Below are 17,817 nucleotides of genomic sequence, written 5' to 3'. Positions count from 1 at the left end.
TATGAAAATGCTTATTACGATTATTGTATTGACAGCATTGTCGGGAATCGGAGGAACCGGAATCGGAGCGGCGCTCAGCACGACGGTAAGGAAGGGCTCGGATAAGGCGATGAGTCTTTTGTTGAGCTTTGCGTCCGGAACCATGATCAGCATTGTCTGTCTGGATCTGTTTCACGACGCACTGGAAACCGGAATGTCCAAAGGTGGGATTGCCGTCTTTGTGATCATTGGTTTCCTGACCGTCTATCTTCTGGAACGGGTGATGGATCAGAAGGCAGAGCAGGCAAAAAGCCGTATGAGCCGGAAGATGATGACTGCCGGAGTCGCAATGATGGTTGCAGTGGCGTGTCACAATATTCCGGTGGGCATGACGATCGGTGCATCTTTGGTAAGCCACGGAAGCCTGATCGGAAGCCCGGCCCTGACTCTCGCCATCTTTATCGGGATCCACAATGTGCCGGAAGGAATGGCGATCTGCGCACCTCTTCTGGCAGCGGGAATGTCCAAAGGCAGAGCAGTCCTGCTGACCGCATTGAGCGGGGCGGCGATCATTGTCGGAGGCGTCCTTGGGTACTGGATTGGTGATATGGGTCAGATGGGACTTGCTATCAGCCTAAGCTTTGCGTCAGGAGCCATGCTCTATGTCAATTTTGGCGAGATTCTGCCGGAGGCAAACGCTCTCTATCGAGGCAAAACGCCGGCATTTTTTACGGTTCTTGGAATCCTTCTCGGCATGATGTTTATGCATGCACATTAACGATAAACAAAATAAGCGCGTAAAAAGCAGCCGGTACGAAAACGTGCCGGCTGTTTTTATACTCAAAATTTTTCACAGATATTTTGGATGAAATCCTCTTTTCCTTTTGTGTAGGCCGGACGGTTGTCCGGATATTTTTCGGCAAGATCCTTTTTTAATGCTTCATACAGCCTTGCAGCATCCGGGTGGGCGTTTAAATAGTCCCGGAAACCGACAATCCGGTCAAATTCCGGGGCGGTCTGATCGTAACAGTGGATATGCTGAAGAGAAATCTCACCGGGACCACGCAGGACAAATAAGTGGTGAAGAGGATTTCCGTGCTGGATTCCACAGTAGTCATAACCGAGTGCTTCGAGAAAAGACGGATCCAACTGCCGAACCGACCGGAGCCGGACAGCCACATCGAGAATCGGTTTGGCACAGATGAGAGGGACGGCGGTACTTCCAACGTGCTGGATATCGAGAACATTATCAGCCCACTGCTCCTGAATAGACTGCTTTACTTTTTGAAATTCTTCCTTCCACTGTTCGTTATGAGTGAGAAGACGAACGCAATAGCGCTTTACACCTTCCATTCGTTGCACCTCCTATTTATAGTAGATTATTTATGTCTCTTTTACTTCGCAGATATTGTACTTTCTGTCCGTAAGGTTTTCGCATTTCCTGAAAATTTATTGTACCACAGATTCTCTTTCCTGTATTGTCATTTCGATTGAAATCGTCCTTATTTTTCTTTGTTCTGCCAGCAGAATTTACAATTCTGAAACAGGTGTCTTGTCACCTGTAAAAAACAGGTGTATAATGCGGTGTAAATGAGTAAAGATACGGGAGGAAACCGCAATGAGTTCTTTGAGAGAAGAGATTGAGATACTGAAAAAAGAGAAACAGGCCGTGATACTGGCACACTATTATGTACCGGATGAGGTACAGGAGATTGCAGATTATACCGGGGATTCGTTTTATCTGAGCAAGGTGGCAAAGGAGACGGATGCAAAGATTCTTGTTTTTGCAGGAGTTTCTTTTATGGGAGAAAGTGCCAAGATTTTAAATCCGGAGAAAAAAGTGCTGCTTCCGGATCCGACGGCAGACTGTGCCATGGCACATATGGCCGATGTGGAAAAAATCAAAGCGATGAAGGAGAGTGATCCGGAACTGGCAGTGGTATGTTACATTAATTCGACTGCGGAACTTAAACGGTATTCCGATGTCTGCGTGACATCGGCGAATGCGGTGAAGGTGGTAAAGGCACTGCCGAATCGACGGATTTATTTTATACCGGATCAGCATCTGGGAAGTTTTGTGGCAGCTCAGGTACCGGAAAAGGAGATTATTCTCGGAGACGGGTACTGCCCGGTACATCATCAGATGACTGCCGAAGAAGTGTTAAGCGCCAAAGAAGCACATCCGGATGCCCTGGTGTTTGTTCATCCGGAATGTCCGAAAGAAGTGGTGGATCTTGCAGATTATGCAGGAAGTACCTCCGGCATTATCAAGGCGGCGGCAGAAAGCGATGCCGGAGAATTTCTGATTGGAACGGAGACCGGAGTGATGTACGAACTGAAGAAACAGAATCCGGACAAGAAGTTTTACCCGATTCAGAAGGAACAGTGCTGTCATGATATGAAAAAGGTGACACTCGAGAAAATCCGGGATTGTCTGCGGGATGAGAGTAATGAGGTGCAGGTGGATGCCGAAGTCAGTGAAAAGGCAAAACATGCCATGGAGCAGATGCTGAAGCTTGCGAAATAACAGAGGGGTGTGTAAAATGAAAACGATACAGACAGATATTTTGATCGTAGGAACCGGAGCGAGCGGACTGTTTGCCGCCCTCCATGTGCCGGAAGACAGACAGGTCCTGATGATCACGAAGGATGAGGTGGAGCACAGCGATTCCTTTCTTGCACAGGGCGGAATCTGTGTGTTAAGAGACGATACGGACTACGACAGTTTCATGGAAGATACACTGAAAGCAGGGCATTATGAGAACCGGGTAGAATCCGTGGATATTATGATCCGGTCTTCCAGAGACGTGATCCGGGAACTGGTTGATTACGGCGTGGATTTTGCGAAAAAAGACGGAGAATTCGATTATACAAGGGAAGGATGCCACTCCAAGCCGAGAATTCTGTTTCACGAGGATATTACCGGGGAGGAGATTACGAGCAAACTTCTGAAAGCAGTCCGGACAAGAAGTAATGTGACTATTCTGGAACATGTGACGATGCTGGATCTGGTGGAAAAGGACAATCGGTGTTATGGTGTCGTGGCTTCGCAGGAAGACGGGGAAGACTGTTTCCTGGAGGCGGAGTATACGATTCTGGCAACAGGCGGAATCGGAGGGCTTTATAAGCATTCGACCAATTATCCGCATTTGACCGGGGATGCGCTGGCGCTTGCCCTGCGTCATCATATCGAGCTGGAGCACATTGATTATATCCAGATTCATCCGACGACGCTTTATTCCAAAAAGCCGGGACGCCGGTTTTTGATTTCCGAGTCCGTGCGGGGTGAGGGAGCAAAGCTCTATGGCGCGGACGGAAAACGGTTTGCAAATGAGGTGCTTCCAAGGGATCTGCTTACAGCAGAAATCAGAAAGCAGATGGAGAAAGACCAGACGCCGTATGTATGGCTGGACATGACCGTTCTGGGAGAAGAAGTCATCAAAAGCCATTTCCCGCATATATATGAGCGCTGTCTGGAAGAAGGCTACGATGTGACAAAAGACTGGATTCCGGTTGTCCCGGCACAGCACTATTTCATGGGAGGAATTCATGTCGACAAACACAGTAAGACATCAATGGAGCATCTGTACGCAGTAGGGGAGACAAGCTGTAACGGTGTGCACGGAGCAAACCGTCTTGCAAGCAATTCCCTTCTGGAAAGCCTGGTGTTCGGGGCGAGAGCAGCCAGACATCTGACGGAGACCTGGGAGGAGAACGATGCAAGCCGGGAAGAGACGGCAGGACTTGCAGAAGCGGCAGAGGCGCAGATTCAAAAGGAAAAAGACAGACTTCCACAGATATACCGGGAGGAAGTGCTGGATGAGATAGAAAGGGTAAGGAAAGCAAGATGAATGAGATTACGATGAAACTGGTGGCAGATAAACTGATCATGCAGGCACTGGAGGAAGATATTACAAGCGAGGACATCACTACCAATGCGGTGATGAGAGAACGGCGTGAAGGAGAAGTAGATCTGATCTGCAAAGAAGACGGTATCATTGCAGGGCTCTGGGTGTTTGAAAGAGTGTTTACTCTGCTGGATCCATCTACGAGGGTCACCCTGTTTGTAAAAGATGGAGATGAAGTCAAAAAAGGTCAGAAGATGGGAGTTGTGGCAGGAGACATTCGTGTACTGCTCTCCGGGGAGCGCACGGCCTTAAACTATCTTCAGAGAATGAGCGGAATCGCCACCTATACAAGAAGTGTGGCAAAACTTCTGGAAGGAACGAAGACTAAACTGCTTGACACAAGAAAGACAACGCCGAACATGCGGATTTTTGAAAAATACGCCGTCCGCACAGGAGGCGGCTATAATCACCGGTACAATCTTTCCGACGGCGTACTGTTAAAAGATAATCATATCGGGGCGGCAGGCAGCGTTAAAAAGGCAGTGGAACTGGCCAGGGAGTACGCACCGTTTGTACGGAAGATCGAGGTGGAGACGGAAACTCTGGAGATGGTAAAAGAAGCGGTGGAAGCGGGTGCTGATATTATCATGCTTGACAACATGTCTCTGGAAATGATGAAAGAGGCAGTTGATTATATTGACGGCAGAGCAAGCACAGAATGTTCCGGTAACGTGACAAAAGAAAATGCTGCACAGCTTGCGGCAGCAGGTGTAGACTATATTTCCAGCGGAGCATTGACTCATTCCGCTCCGATTCTGGACATTTCGCTGAAAAACCTGCATCCGGTTGACTAGGCGAAGGACGATGAGAAAGGATGAAAAGCCATGGACGGAGAAGTTCGCAGACAGAAGATTTTAAAAGAGATTCAGGGAAGTGAAAGCCCGGTATCCGGAACTCAGCTTGCCAGAAACTTTGAAGTAAGCCGTCAGGTAATTGTGCAGGATATCGCGGTGCTTCGGGCTGCCGGAAATGAGATTGTTTCCACCTGCCGGGGATACATCTGCCAGGGAAGCCACAGAGCCAGCAGAGTCATCCGGGTGAAACATACAGACGATGAGATCATGGAAGAACTGAATACGATTGTGGATTTCGGCGGGACTGCGGAAGATGTATTTATCAGCCATAACGTGTACGGAACCCTGCGGGCCGAACTTGGCATCCGGACAAGAAAACAGGTGATGGATTTTGTAGAAGACATCAAAGCCGGGCAGTCCAGTCCGCTGAAAAACATTACAAGCGGAAGTCATTTTCACACCATCAGCGCCGAAAGCGAAGAAATCCTCGATGCCATCGAAGAAGAACTGAGAAAGAAACATTTCCTGGATGAGCAGGAGACTGTAGACGGACGAAAAGAAGAAATGGTATGATAGCGTATCATAGAAATATTGAAAGAAAAGAAAGGGGAACACTGCCATGGGATGGAAAGAAATCAAACCGGAAGAACTGAATGTGAATCCATTTACCGCCATCGGAAAAGAATGGATGCTGATTACAGCAGGAGATGAAACACACTGCAATACAATGACAGCAAGCTGGGGAGGCATGGGCGTGATCTGGGGAAAACCATCAATTACAGCCTACATCCGCCAGACCCGGTACACAAAAGAATTTGTCGATCAGGGAGAATACTTCACCATCACATTTTTTGAAGAAGCATATCGGAAAGCACTGAATTTATGCGGAACCGTATCCGGAAGAGAGCGGGACAAAATCAAAGAAGCCGGACTCACACCAGTGAACGTAGAAGGAACCGCAGCATTCGAAGAGGCAAAACTTATCATCCTCTGCAAAAAACAGTACCATCAATTCATGAGTCCGGAAGGATTCGATGTCAAAGAAAACGATGCAAAATGGTACTCCGACCGCGATTACCATACCATGTACATCGGATCAATAGAAAAGATTTATATAAAAGAATAAAGAGTGTTTATTAATCATATCATTGGGGACGTGTTCCGATGCATCGGAACACGTCCCCAATAAAGGAAATTCTTGACAACAGGCAGAAAGGTGTCGTAGACTAATACAGGACAAAGGGGAGCCGGAGACAGTCCGGCTGAGAGTAGGACCGGCATGCGTCTTTTACCCTCATACCTGATCCGGATCATACCGGCGTAGGGAGCATATTGCAGAAGTGGAGTACTGCATGGACGAAAAGACCAGTCTCGTACCCATGGACGATAAGATATCTCTGCCGGAGGCGTTCCGGCAGAGTTTTTTTGTGATTTACCCACTTTGTTTCATTATGATAAATTTACAGGAGGAAAGAGAAAATGAATGCAAGTGTAGCAATCCAGTCCTTACCGGACGCGGCAAACGATGAGGAACTGATTCGTATTGTAGACGAGGTAATTGCCTATATCAAAAGTACAGGCCTGAACTGTTACGTGGGACCTTTCGAGACAACAATAGAGGGTGATTATGATGAGCTGATGGACATTGTAAAAGAATGTCAGCACATTGCTGTGCGTGCAGGCGCGCCGCATGTAGCAGCGTATATCAAAGTCAGCTACAGACCGGAAGGAGACGTGCTGTCCATTGAAAAGAAAGTTTCAAAGCATCACGAGTAGGCTCTGGTCCGCTGCGGCCCTTGTGGTCATCATCGTCATATGGCAGGTGGCAGCTTCGGCCGGCCTGGTGCCGGGATATATGCTGCCGTCGCCGGTGGAGGTGGTACAGGCTTTAATCAGTGACTTCCCACTTTTGATGGAACATGCGAAAGTGACGCTTGCAGAGGCATTTCTCGGTCTGTTCTGCGGGGTGGTTCTGGGCTTTGTGATGGCAGTCATCATGGACCGGTTTGACCGACTGTATCAGGCTCTCTACCCGCTGATTGTCGTTACCCAGACGATTCCAACGGTAGCCATTGCCCCGCTTCTTGTGCTGTGGTTTGGATATGAGATGCTTCCAAAGGTGATTCTGATTGTCATTGTGACCTTTTTCCCGGTGACGGTGGGACTTCTGAACGGATTCCGGTCGGCGGACCGGGACATGATCAATCTTCTGCGTTCCATGGGAGCGGGAAGAGTTCAGATTTTCCGGTATATCAAGCTTCCGGGAGCCATGGGCCAGTTTTTTTCAAGCCTAAGGATTTCGGCGTCCTATTCAGTGGTAGGAGCAGTGATTTCCGAGTGGCTCGGAGGATTTAACGGTCTTGGCGTGTATATGACAAGGGTAAAAAAGGCATTTGCATTTGATAAAATGTTTGCGGTGATCCTGCTGATCTCGGTAATCAGCCTTGTTTTGATGAAGCTGGTAGATTTGCTGCAGAAAAAGTGCATGGCCTGGGAACAGACGGAGGAGAAACATTAGATGAAAAAGAAAATTGTTGCAGTATTAACCGCAGGATGTATGGCGCTCTCCCTGGCTGCCTGTGGTTCTGGTGAAACCTCGCAGGGGGAAAATGAGAAAGAAAAGATTACGTTCGTGCTCGACTGGACGCCGAATACCAACCATACCGGCCTTTATGTGGCGCAGGAAAAAGGATATTTTGAGGATGAAGGTCTGGAAGTGGAAATTGTACAGCCACCGGAGGATGGCGCGGATGCGCTGGTTGCTTCGGGAAAGGCTCAGTTCGGGATTTCCTTCCAGGATACGATGGCGCCGGGTGTTGTAGGGGAAGATGCACTTCCGACGACAGCGGTGGCAGCGGTTGTCCAGCACAATACATCAGGCATTATTTCCAGAAAGGGCGAAGGGATGGATACTCCGAAAGGCCTGGAGGGAAAGAAATATGCCACCTGGGACGCTCCGATCGAGAAAGCAATGATGGAAAATGTTGTGGAGGCAGACGGCGGTGATTTCAGTAAAGTTGAGCTGATTCCAAGTACCGTGACGGACGAAGTGTCCGCTCTGGAATCCAAATCCGTGGATGCCATCTGGATTTTCTATGCCTGGGCAGGTGTGGCAACGGAAGTTGCAGGACTGGAAACCGATTATTTCGCTTTTAAGGATATCAACCCGGCATTTGACTATTATACGCCGGTAATTATTGGAAATAACGAGTTTCTGGAAAAAGAGCCGGAGACCGCGAAGAAATTCCTGAGTGCGGTGAAGAAAGGATATGAAGATGCGATCGAAGATCCGGATGGAGCGGCGGAGATTCTGTGCGAGGCAGCACCGGAACTTGATCAGGAGCTTGTAAAGGCAAGCCAGGAATATCTGAAAGATCAGTATATCGCAGATGCGGACAGATGGGGCTATATCGATCCGGATCGCTGGAATCTGTTTTACAACTGGCTGAATGAGAATGGACTTACCGAGAACGAAATTCCGGAAAATACCGGATTTTCCAACGAATATCTTCCGGAGTAGCAAGGAGGAAAGATGGCAGATTTAGTAGTGTCAGGTGTGACAAAATCCTTTGATGGAAGGACAATTATTGAGGATATCTCCATCGAGATCCATGACAGGGAGCTGGTGAGCCTTCTTGGTGTCAGCGGAGGCGGAAAAACGACGCTGTTTAATGTGATTTCCGGACTGCTGAAGCCGGACCGGGGACAGGTGTTTCTGGACGGGGAGGAGATCACGGGAAAGCCGGGCAATGTCAGCTACATGCTTCAGAAAGATCTGCTTCTGCCGTACCGCACGGTGGAGGATAATGTTGCCCTTCCCCTTGTGATTGGCGGCATGAAGAAGAAAGAAGCAAGAAAGAAAGCGGCCCCGTATTTTGAAGAATTCGGACTTGCCGGGACTGAGAAAAAATATCCAGCACAGCTTTCCGGAGGAATGAGGCAGCGGGCGGCGCTTCTTCGGACTTACCTGTTTTCAGACAGACTGGCTCTTTTGGATGAACCGTTTTCCGCGCTGGATACGCTGACAAAACGGTCCATGCACCGGTGGTATCTGGATGTGATGGAGCAGATTCATCTGTCTACCGTATTTATCACCCATGATATTGATGAGGCGGTGCTTCTGTCGGACCGGATTTATATCCTCGGCGGGAAACCGGGACATATCATCGATGAGATCCGCATTGAAGAGCCAAAACCAAGAAGAAACGATTTTCAGCTGACAGAAGAGTTCCTTTCCTATAAAAAACGAATACTGGAAAAGATTGAAGAATCAGAGGAGTAGTTCCTCTGGTTCTTTTTTTGTATAGGACAGAAAAAGATAAGTAAACGAAGAATTTCATACAGTGACCAAGGCGGGGCTTCCACTGGTGAATTTGAAGCTCTGGAACTTCGTGACAAGGATCCGTCCCGTTATGCGGTATATCCGGGATTTGACGCATTCCATATCAAAGGATAAAGGCATTAGAATCATGAGGAGCAGAAAGGCTGTGGCTGTCAGGCAGATACAGCCTTTTATGTTCTTAAATTGAAGATAAATATTAATAATTATGTAACAAACAAGTAATATAGAGAGAAAGTTTATTAAATTAAATACAAATATGAATATAATAAATAAATTTTAAGAAATCTTAAAAAATGATTCATTGACTATGGTGGGAGGGGGTGCTATTCTGATGACTACAAAAAGCGACAACATAAGATAAGGATACAAAAAGCATGAGAAAAGTTATGAAAGAACACAGAAAGAGAAGCAACGTAAAAGAAGAAAGAAAACGGCAGTTATTTATAAGAATAGGCCTGACGGTTCTGATACTGCTTGTGTTAGCCGGCGCAGGAGGATTTTTATATACCTTCACACATCCACTGAAGCTGAAAGGCGGTGTGATCGAACATGAGATGGGAGAGGCATTTGATCCGATGGACCAGATAAAAAAGGTATGGTTTGGAAAACCGGAGGAGGTTTCTGTAAAATCCAGTGTTGATATATCGAAAGAAGGAGATTATCCGATTGTTTATACCTGGCGAAACCACAGTGAAAAAGCGGTAGTAAAGGTGAGAGATACGACTCCGCCGGATCTGGAAGTAAAGGATTATACCACTGACATGACAGAAGAAATCAAACCGGAGATGTTTGTGGAAAAGACGGAAGACCTTTCTGATGTAACGGTCCGTTTTGCGGAGGAAGGAAGCTGGAATGAAGAAGGAAATTACACGGTGGAGATCCTGGCAGAAGATGCGAGCGGCAATCAGACGGTCAAAGACGCGGTGCTGACAAGAAAAAAAGATACGCAAAAGCCGGAAATACAGGGAGTACAGGATTTGACGGTGAAGCAGGGAAAGGTACTGGATTTCTCTCAGGGGGTAACTGTGACAGATGATATGGATCCGTCACCATCCCTGGAGATTCATTCTGAAAATGTAGATCTTGCCGTGCCTGGATCTTATCAGGCGGTTTATACTGCAAAAGACCGTTCCGGAAATCAGGAGGAAATCGTGCAGAATATTACGGTGGAAGCAAATCCGGAGTGGGATGAGAAGATCGTTTATCTTACATTTGATGACGGACCATCGGATAATACGAAGAAAATTCTTGATATTCTTGAACAGTATAAAGTAAAAGGAACTTTCTTTGTTACCGGAAATAATCAGAAAAAGAATGATCTGATCCGTCTTGCTTATGAGAAGGGACATTCCATCGGTCTTCATACATATACGCATGACTATGCTTCAGTCTACGCATCGGAAGAAAATTATTTTAAAGATCTTCAGGAAATATCCGATATGGTGGAAAATGTCACCGGAGAGAAGTCCTGCCTGATCCGGTTCCCGGGAGGTTCAAGTAATACCATCAGTAAAAAGTATGTACCGGGGCTGATGACGAGACTGACAAAAGCGGTTCAGGAAAAAGGATATCAGTATTTTGACTGGAACTGTGATTCTACGGATGCCAGCGGAAATAATGTCCCGGAAGAAAAGCTTGTCGCGGAAGCAACATCATCCTGCGCAAAGCATATCAATATCCTGATGCATGATACTGATGCAAAGGATACGACAGTAAAAGCGCTCCCGAAAATTATTGAACATTACCGTAAACTTGGATATGCGTTCAAGGGTCTGACGATAGATTCCTATGCTCCACATCATCATGTGAATAACTGAATAAAAGTAAGAAATGTATCAAAAGCAAAGCCAGAGGACAAAGCCATCCGGAAACAAGGAAATCCGGATGGCTTTATTTTTTCTTTCTTGCCGCAACATCCTGGAACTGGAAATAATCCGGGCGGTGCCGCGACTGCGTGTATTCAAACTGAATACCGTTGTCATCATAGGTCTGATTGGTAATAACGGCAAGACAGTTATAGTCTTTCAGATCCAGATAGGTTTCATCCACCTGAGTCATATGTTCCACAGTCATGGTACGCTTGCTTGTTGCGATGGTCATTCCAAGTTCATTTTCCAGATAAGCATAGACGGAATGACGGGCAATCTCCGGGGTCAGACCTTTTATTTGTTCGGCATTGAAATAATTGTGGTCAAGGATCAGAGGAATTCCATCCAGATAACGCAGCCTCTGTATGTAGTAAAGCGGTGTCCCGAAAGCAAATCCTGTTTTTTTGGCGATTTTTTTATCGGCGGAAAGCTCGGAAAACTGAAGAATCCGTGTGAAAGGAACTTTGTTGTTCCGGAGAGCGGATTCCTGAAAGGATTCAATCCCGCCCACTGTAAAGGCAGCCTGTTCCACAGGCTGAAAAATGTTGCGGACACCTTTCCCGTGCATGGGTTGAACATATCCGTCAGAAGTCAGTTCGGCCAGGGCACGGCGGACAGTGTTGCGGGAACAGCCGTATGTTTTGACAAGAATGTGCTCAGAAGGGAGAAGCTCCTGATAAGGATAGGTCTCGTCTTCAATTTTCTGTTTCAGGTCATGGTAAATCATATCGTATTTCGCTTTTGGCAAATGGAGCACTTCCTTTCTTGTTTAAACATCTTAGTTACAGTATAAAGAGAAGAGATGCAGAAATCAAGAGAGAGTTATAAAAAAACGATTGACATGTTTAAACAAGTATGCTACATTCAAGTTGTTCAAACAAGTTCGTAATAAAAAGAAAAGGAGAGAGAACCATGGCGAAATACGAAAATGACGTGAAGCAGCTCTTAAAGCTGATCGGCGGCAAAGAAAACATCCAGGCTGTTTCCCATTGTATGACGAGAATGCGTTTCGTACTCGTGGATCCGAAGAAAGCGGATGAGAAGGCCATTGAAGAGATTCCGGCAGTAAAAGGAACATTCACACAGGCAGGGCAGTATCAGGTAATTATAGGAAATGATGTGTCCGTATTTTACAACGAGTTCACTTCCTACGCAGGCATCGAAGGAGTCAGCAAGGAAGCGGCAAAAGCGGCGGCCAAGACAAATCAGAATGTGGTGCAGAAGATTATGGGAGCGCTTGGCGAGATCTTTGCCCCGCTGATCCCGGCCCTGATCTGCGGAGGTTTGATTCTCGGATTCCGGAATATTATCGGAGAGATCAATTTTTTTGAAAATGGAACAAAGAGTCTTGCGGATATGTATCAGTTCTGGGAAGGAACTTACAACTTTCTGTGGCTGATCGGCGAAGCCGTTTTCCATCTGCTGCCGGTTGGTATTGTGTGGTCCATCACAAAGAAGATGGGTACGACACAGATCCTTGGTATTATCCTTGGACTTACTCTGGTATCTTCCCAGCTGTTAAATGGATTCAGCGTAGCGGACACTCCGGCAAGTGAGATTCCGGTATGGGATTTCGGATTCGCAAAGGTAGAGATGATTGGTTACCAGGGACAGGTCATTGCGGCCATGATGGCAGGCTTTGTACTTGTTTATCTGGAAAAGTTTTTTAAGAAACATTGTCCGGAAGTCATCAGTATGATTGTTGTACCGTTCTGTTCTCTCGTTCCGGCAGTAATTATTGCCCACACTGTAGTAGGACCGATCGGCTGGACAATCGGGAATGCCATCGCAGATGTCGTTTACGGCGGCCTGATGTCCAATTTCGGATGGCTGTTTGCAGGGCTGTTCGGACTGCTGTACGCACCGATTGTCATGACGGGACTTCACCACATGACAAACGCTATCGATACACAGCTTGTCAACACGTATGACGGCACGATTCTCTGGCCGATGATCGCACTTTCCAACATCGCCCAGGGATCCAGTGTACTGGCCATGTCCATTATTCAGAAGAAAAATGAAAGGGCACAGCAGGTCAATGTTCCGGCATGTATCTCCTGTTATCTCGGAGTTACAGAACCGGCCCTCTTCGGTGTCAACTTAAAATACGGATTCCCGCTGATCTGCGGTATGATCGGTTCCGCAATTGCGGCTATGATCTCCGTAGGATGCGGAGTTCAGGCGCTGAGTATCGGTGTCGGCGGACTTCCGGGCATTATCTCCATCAAGCCGGAATTCTATCTGATTTTCCTGCTTGCCATGGCAGAAGCAATCGTAGTACCGTTCCTGCTGACATTCTTCGTAGGAATGAAGAAACTTTCAGCAGAAGACAGAGGTCTCGTGGAAAAAGAAGCTCGGGAAAAAGTTTTGGCAGAAGCCCCGGAAGCAGAAGCGGTTCTGGAAACAGAAGCAAAAGAAGAAACACCGTCAGAACCGGTTACAGAAATCAAAGCAATTTTAAGCGGAAACGTGATTCCGATTGAAGAAGTAGATGACAATGTGTTTTCACAGAAAATCATGGGAGACGGTGTTGCTATTGAACCGACCGACACGACAGTGGTAGCTCCGGCAGATGCGGAAGTCAGCATCGTAATGGCCGAGACCGGACACGCATGCGGCCTGACACTTGCAAATGGTATGGAGATTCTGATCCATGTAGGCATCGATACGGTAGACATGGGAGGAGACGGATTCAAACTTCTTGTAGCTCAGGGAGATCATGTCAAATGCGGCACACCGCTGATCCAGTTTGATCCGGAGAAGATCAAGGCGGCAGGACATCCAACAACCACCATGCTGATTGTGACAGGAGAAGGAAGTGCAAAGAATATTCAGATGAAGCCGGGACAGACGGCAGAGGCAGGAAAGACAACAGTGATCTCGTTTGAATAAAAAGGAAGGGAAAGTATGATGAAAACGACAGATTTCAGGAAAAGTACGGTATATCAGATTTATCCGAAATCATTTTATGACAGCAACGGAGACGGCCTCGGGGATTTGAGAGGAGTCATCCGGAAGCTGGACTACATTCAGGAACTTGGAGTCGATTACATCTGGATGACACCGTTCTTCGTATCACCGCAGAACGATAATGGATACGATGTGGAAGATTACTACAATATCGATCCACGTTACGGCACGATGGAAGATGTAGAAGAACTGATCCGCAAAGCGGACAAGCGAGGGATCCGTCTGATGTTTGATATGGTATTCAACCACGTATCCAGCCGCCATGAATGGTTCCAAAAAGCAATGGAGGGAGATCCGTATTACAAAGACTTCTTCTTCTTCAAAAAAGGGAAAGAAAACGGGGAACCACCGACCAACTGGGAAAGTAAATTCGGCGGAAGCGCATGGGAATATGTAGAAAAGTTTGATGAATACTACCTGCATCTGTTCGATGTAACACAGCCTGATCTCAACTGGGACAACGAAAATGTACGAAAAGAAGTCCAGAAGGTAGTCCTCTTCTGGATGGGAAAAGGAGTCAAAGGATTCCGCTTTGACGTGGTCAATCTGATCAGCAAAGACCGTTTTGAGGATGATTACGAAGGAGACGGAAGAAGATTTTACACAGATGGACCAAACATCCATAAATACCTGAAAGAACTCCATGACATGACTTTCGGAACCGATACGGAGATCATCACTGTTGGGGAAATGTCCAGCACTTCCATGGAAAACTGCTTCCGGTACGCAGGGGCCGATACCGGAGAACTCTCCATGGTATTCAGCTTCCACCATCTAAAAGTTGATTTTATGGGAAATGAAAAATGGGTTCTCGTACCGGCCGATTTCGGAAAGTTAAAACAGATCCTCTTCGACTGGCAGACCGGAATGGAACAGCATAACGCATGGAATGCGGTCTTCTGGTGTAATCACGATCAGCCAAGAGTCGTATCCCGCTTCGGAGACGAAGGCCGGTACTGGAAAGAATCCGCCAAAATGCTCGGAACTATCATCCATATGCTCCGCGGAACCCCATACGTGTACCAGGGAGAAGAAATTGGAATGACCAACGCCAAATTCACCGATATCACCCAATACCGGGACGTAGAAAGCATCAACCACTACCGCATCCTGCAGGATAAAGGCCTTTCGGCATCCGATGCATTCCGCATCATACAGGTTCATTCCAGGGATAACGGACGCACACCGATGCAGTGGGATGATACACCAAACGCCGGATTCACTGACGGAACCACAGAACCATGGATCGGCGTCACACCAAATTACACAGAAATTAATGCAAAACAGCAGCTGGAAGATGAAGACTCCATCTTCCACTACTACCAGAAACTGATCCGGATTCGGAAAGAACTGGACGTAGTAGCTTATGGCGACATTACACCACTCGCCCAGGAACATCCGTCAGTATTCGCCTATAAACGACACTATCAGAACGAAAATATGATCGTCGTTAATAACTTCTACGGAAAAGAAACCGAATGGAAGACAGATATGGATCTCACAGGATACCAGTGCATCCTCGGAAACTACAAAGATGCAGCCATGCCGGAAACAGGAAAATGGACACTACGCCCGTACGAAAGCATGATCTGGTACAAAAAATAGCCCACGTCGTGTACCTGTGAAAAAATCAACAAACCTCCGCCAGCCTTTGGAATTACTGGGCTGGCGGAGGTTTTACGTTCATCGGGGACGTGTTCCGGTGCACCGGAACACGTCCCCGATAATAGTCAAAATTTAAAACCGTATCCATTTTTTGAGTTCTTGATAGATCCGTGCGATCGGGAGGCCGACGATGGTGTTGTAGTCTCCGTGTATGCCGCGGACGTAGATGGCGAATGCGCCCTGGATTCCGTATGCGCCGGCTTTATCGTATGGTTCGCCGGTGGCGAGATAGGAAGCAATTTCAGTGTTTGTCATTGGATAGACGTCCACATCGCTTTTTTCAAAGAAGGTATTTGTCTTTGTGTCTGCACCGTCATGGAAGATAAGGCTGACGCCGGTGTAGACTTGATGGGTATGATCCTGCAGAGACTGGATCATGTGTCGTGCTTCTTCTTCGCCGGATGGTTTTCCGAGAATCTTTCCGTTGTTTGATACGACCGTATCGGAGCCGATCACAAGAAATGGTTCTCCTGGATGGGAGGCAAGCCGGTCTGTGTAGACGTTCTGGGCTTTTTGTTCTGCAAGTTCCTGCACAACGTCTTCCGGGCGGGAGCTGGTGATGTGCTCTTCGCAGGAGGAAGGACAGACCACATGCGGGATTCCGGCCTGGGTCAGAAGCTCGGTGCGTCTTGGGGATGCGGATCCGAGGACGACGGTAAGGTCGGCAAGGGACAGCGTTGTGTTTTGCGCTGTGCAATCGGAAGAAGCATAAGATTCAGCTGTTTTACATTCGATGTTTCTTTCTTCCCCTTTTTGTTCCGCTTCTTTCTGAGTTACTGTATCGTATTCCGGGTGGGAATCCGGATCAAATACGAGAATCTGTACGCTGTATGGCTTCATGGTCAGCTGTCCGTTCATTGCAAAGCGTGTGTCTGCTGCAAGATCGCGGACCTCGCCCTGCAGTTCGCCGTGATTTGCTGTAAATTCGGTTCCTTCAGCATTGATGGCAACAAAAATCTGTTCCCGGTCAGTCCTGCGCTCGAAAATAAGCTGGCGGTTGGTAATCATTACATTTCGATAGGAACCGTTGCAGAGTGCATCGCTTTTCTGGCGGAACGAAATCAGCTTTTTAATATAGGAAGTCAGTTCGTTTGGTTTTGGAGCGTCAAAGCAAGGACGGAGTGCGTAATCATTGTCCGGCGCTTTCACGCCTTCCTCGCCCCACTCACTTCCATAATAAATACATGGAATTCCCGGCATAGTCATCAGCGTGCCGTAGACCGGATACAGATGTTCTTTCTGTTTCAAAATGCTGGCAATTCGCGTGACATCGTGGTTGTCCACAAAGGTCATGAGATGCTTGCCTCGGTAAATACACCATTGTTCCGGGCCGAACTGCCGATTCAGAGAATGGGCAATCTCAAACAGATTCATATCATTGAAACTGGAAAAAAGTCCTTTGTAACATTCATAATTGGTGCAGCTGTGCAGCATGTCATCGTTGACGATCTGATTGTAGTCTCCGAATAAAACTTCGCCGATCAAGGCAAAATCCGGTTTGATGCCGGAAACAAAGCTCCGGAGCCGCCGCATAAAATTGTGATCCAGGCTGTAAGCCACGTCCAGGCGCAGCCCATCGATGTCGAAGGTGTCAATCCAGTATTTGACGCAGTCCAGAAGATAGTCCACAACGGCAGGATTTTGAAGATTCAGTTTGACCAGTTCGTAGTGCCCTTCCCAGCCTTCGTACCAGAAGCCGTCATGATATCCGCTGTCCCCGTCAAAATTAATATAGAACCAGTCTTTATAAGGAGAATCCCATTTCTTTTCCTGAACATCGCGAAATGCCCAGAAACCGCGGCCGACATGGTTGAATACTCCGTCCAGTACCACACGGATTCCGTGGCTGTGGAGCGCCTGGCAGACTTCGACAAAATCATCATTGGTGCCAAGCCGGCAGTCAAGTTTACGGAAATCTCTTGTATCATATCCATGATTATCGGACTCAAAAATCGGATTCAGAAGAATGGAGTCCACTCCAAGATCCGAAAGATAATCTGTCCAGTCGAGCAGTTTGCGGATACGGGGAACGGTCTGGCCATCGTTGTGCACCGGTGCACCGCAGAACCCGATTGGATAGATCTGATAAAAAATACTATGATAAGCCCACATAAAAAGCCTCCTCATTTCTGTTAGTTTGTGCTATTCTATTTGAAAAAGAATAGTATCAGTTTAGCACGACAAAAAATAAGATTCAACGGTCCCTGCGCAGAAAAGAAAACGGGACCTGAAACTGCCGAAAAATCAAGAAAAAAAGTGAAAAAAAGGTTGACACAGAAGGGGCAGCATAA

At 47.2% G+C, this 17,817-nt stretch carries 16 protein-coding genes and 1 riboswitch; of the genes, 13 read left to right on the top strand and 3 right to left on the bottom strand.

The window, feature by feature from the left end:
* The first annotated feature begins 1 nt into the window (after position 1).
* Entirely contained in the window at positions 2-757 is a 756-nt protein-coding gene (locus B5E64_RS10645; RefSeq protein ID WP_087168499.1) for a ZIP family metal transporter, read from the top strand.
* 62 nt (positions 758-819) lie between these two features.
* Here the strand turns inward: B5E64_RS10645 and B5E64_RS10640 are convergent, their stop codons facing one another.
* Positions 820-1,332, bottom strand: a complete 513-nt coding sequence (locus tag B5E64_RS10640) for a GrpB family protein (RefSeq protein ID WP_087168498.1) — start codon at positions 1,330-1,332, stop codon at positions 820-822.
* Positions 1,333-1,597: 265 nt separating this feature from the next.
* Here B5E64_RS10640 and nadA point away from each other — a divergent pair, with 265 nt between their 5' ends.
* The 10 genes from nadA to B5E64_RS18410 all read left to right on the top strand — a co-directional run bounded on the left by nadA (position 1,598) and on the right by B5E64_RS18410 (position 10,840).
* On the top strand, positions 1,598-2,506 hold the full coding sequence (nadA, locus tag B5E64_RS10635; protein WP_087168497.1) for a quinolinate synthase NadA: 909 nt from the start codon (positions 1,598-1,600) through the stop codon (positions 2,504-2,506).
* Positions 2,507-2,522: 16 nt separating this feature from the next.
* On the top strand, positions 2,523-3,830 hold the full coding sequence (locus tag B5E64_RS10630; protein ID WP_087168496.1) for an L-aspartate oxidase: 1,308 nt from the start codon (positions 2,523-2,525) through the stop codon (positions 3,828-3,830).
* Complete coding sequence (gene nadC, locus B5E64_RS10625; protein WP_087168495.1) at positions 3,827-4,681, top strand: carboxylating nicotinate-nucleotide diphosphorylase; 855 nt, start codon at positions 3,827-3,829, stop codon at positions 4,679-4,681. The genes B5E64_RS10630 and nadC overlap by 4 nt, the downstream gene beginning before the upstream one ends.
* A 30-nt stretch (positions 4,682-4,711) precedes the next feature.
* Positions 4,712-5,254: a transcription repressor NadR gene (locus tag B5E64_RS10620; RefSeq protein ID WP_087168494.1), complete on the top strand. Its 543-nt coding sequence runs from the start codon at positions 4,712-4,714 to the stop codon at positions 5,252-5,254.
* A gap of 46 nt (positions 5,255-5,300) precedes the next feature.
* Complete coding sequence (locus B5E64_RS10615; RefSeq protein ID WP_087168493.1) at positions 5,301-5,807, top strand: flavin reductase family protein; 507 nt, start codon at positions 5,301-5,303, stop codon at positions 5,805-5,807.
* Between the two features lie 104 nt (positions 5,808-5,911).
* Positions 5,912-6,025: riboswitch (TPP riboswitch) on the top strand.
* 135 nt (positions 6,026-6,160) lie between these two features.
* Positions 6,161-6,457: a thiamine-binding protein gene (locus B5E64_RS10610; RefSeq protein WP_087168492.1), complete on the top strand. Its 297-nt coding sequence runs from the start codon at positions 6,161-6,163 to the stop codon at positions 6,455-6,457.
* Complete coding sequence (locus B5E64_RS10605; RefSeq protein ID WP_087168491.1) at positions 6,426-7,199, top strand: ABC transporter permease; 774 nt, start codon at positions 6,426-6,428, stop codon at positions 7,197-7,199. Before B5E64_RS10610 ends, B5E64_RS10605 begins: the two co-directional genes overlap by 32 nt.
* The gene (locus B5E64_RS10600; protein ID WP_087168490.1) at positions 7,200-8,201 is read left to right on the top strand and encodes an ABC transporter substrate-binding protein; all 1,002 of its coding nucleotides are present in this window, start codon (positions 7,200-7,202) and stop codon (positions 8,199-8,201) included.
* Between the two features lie 12 nt (positions 8,202-8,213).
* Entirely contained in the window at positions 8,214-8,963 is a 750-nt protein-coding gene (locus tag B5E64_RS10595; protein WP_087168489.1) for an ABC transporter ATP-binding protein, read from the top strand.
* A 446-nt stretch (positions 8,964-9,409) separates the two neighbouring features.
* A complete protein-coding gene (locus B5E64_RS18410) occupies positions 9,410-10,840 on the top strand; it encodes a polysaccharide deacetylase family protein (protein WP_158099233.1) in 1,431 nt (476 codons plus the stop codon).
* A gap of 73 nt (positions 10,841-10,913) precedes the next feature.
* On the opposite strand, the gene treR is transcribed toward B5E64_RS18410, so the two are convergent.
* Positions 10,914-11,639, bottom strand: a complete 726-nt coding sequence (gene treR / locus B5E64_RS10585) for a trehalose operon repressor (protein ID WP_087168487.1) — start codon at positions 11,637-11,639, stop codon at positions 10,914-10,916.
* A 164-nt stretch (positions 11,640-11,803) separates the two neighbouring features.
* On the opposite strand from treR, the gene treP reads away from it, so the two are divergent.
* Entirely contained in the window at positions 11,804-13,783 is a 1,980-nt protein-coding gene (gene treP / locus B5E64_RS10580; RefSeq protein WP_087168486.1) for a PTS system trehalose-specific EIIBC component, read from the top strand.
* Between the two features lie 15 nt (positions 13,784-13,798).
* Complete coding sequence (gene treC, locus B5E64_RS10575; RefSeq protein WP_242960147.1) at positions 13,799-15,466, top strand: alpha,alpha-phosphotrehalase; 1,668 nt, start codon at positions 13,799-13,801, stop codon at positions 15,464-15,466.
* Positions 15,467-15,598: 132 nt separating this feature from the next.
* Here the strand turns inward: treC and B5E64_RS18760 are convergent, their stop codons facing one another.
* Positions 15,599-17,638: a Maf family nucleotide pyrophosphatase gene (locus tag B5E64_RS18760; RefSeq protein WP_162610177.1), complete on the bottom strand. Its 2,040-nt coding sequence runs from the start codon at positions 17,636-17,638 to the stop codon at positions 15,599-15,601.
* Positions 17,639-17,817 lie beyond the last annotated feature (179 nt).

This window comes from Drancourtella sp. An12, from assembly GCF_002160935.1.
GTDB lineage: Bacteria > Bacillota > Clostridia > Lachnospirales > Lachnospiraceae > Sellimonas > Sellimonas catena.
The sequence above is the reverse complement of the archived record's forward strand: the minus strand, read 5'-3'. Positions and strand labels throughout refer to the sequence as shown.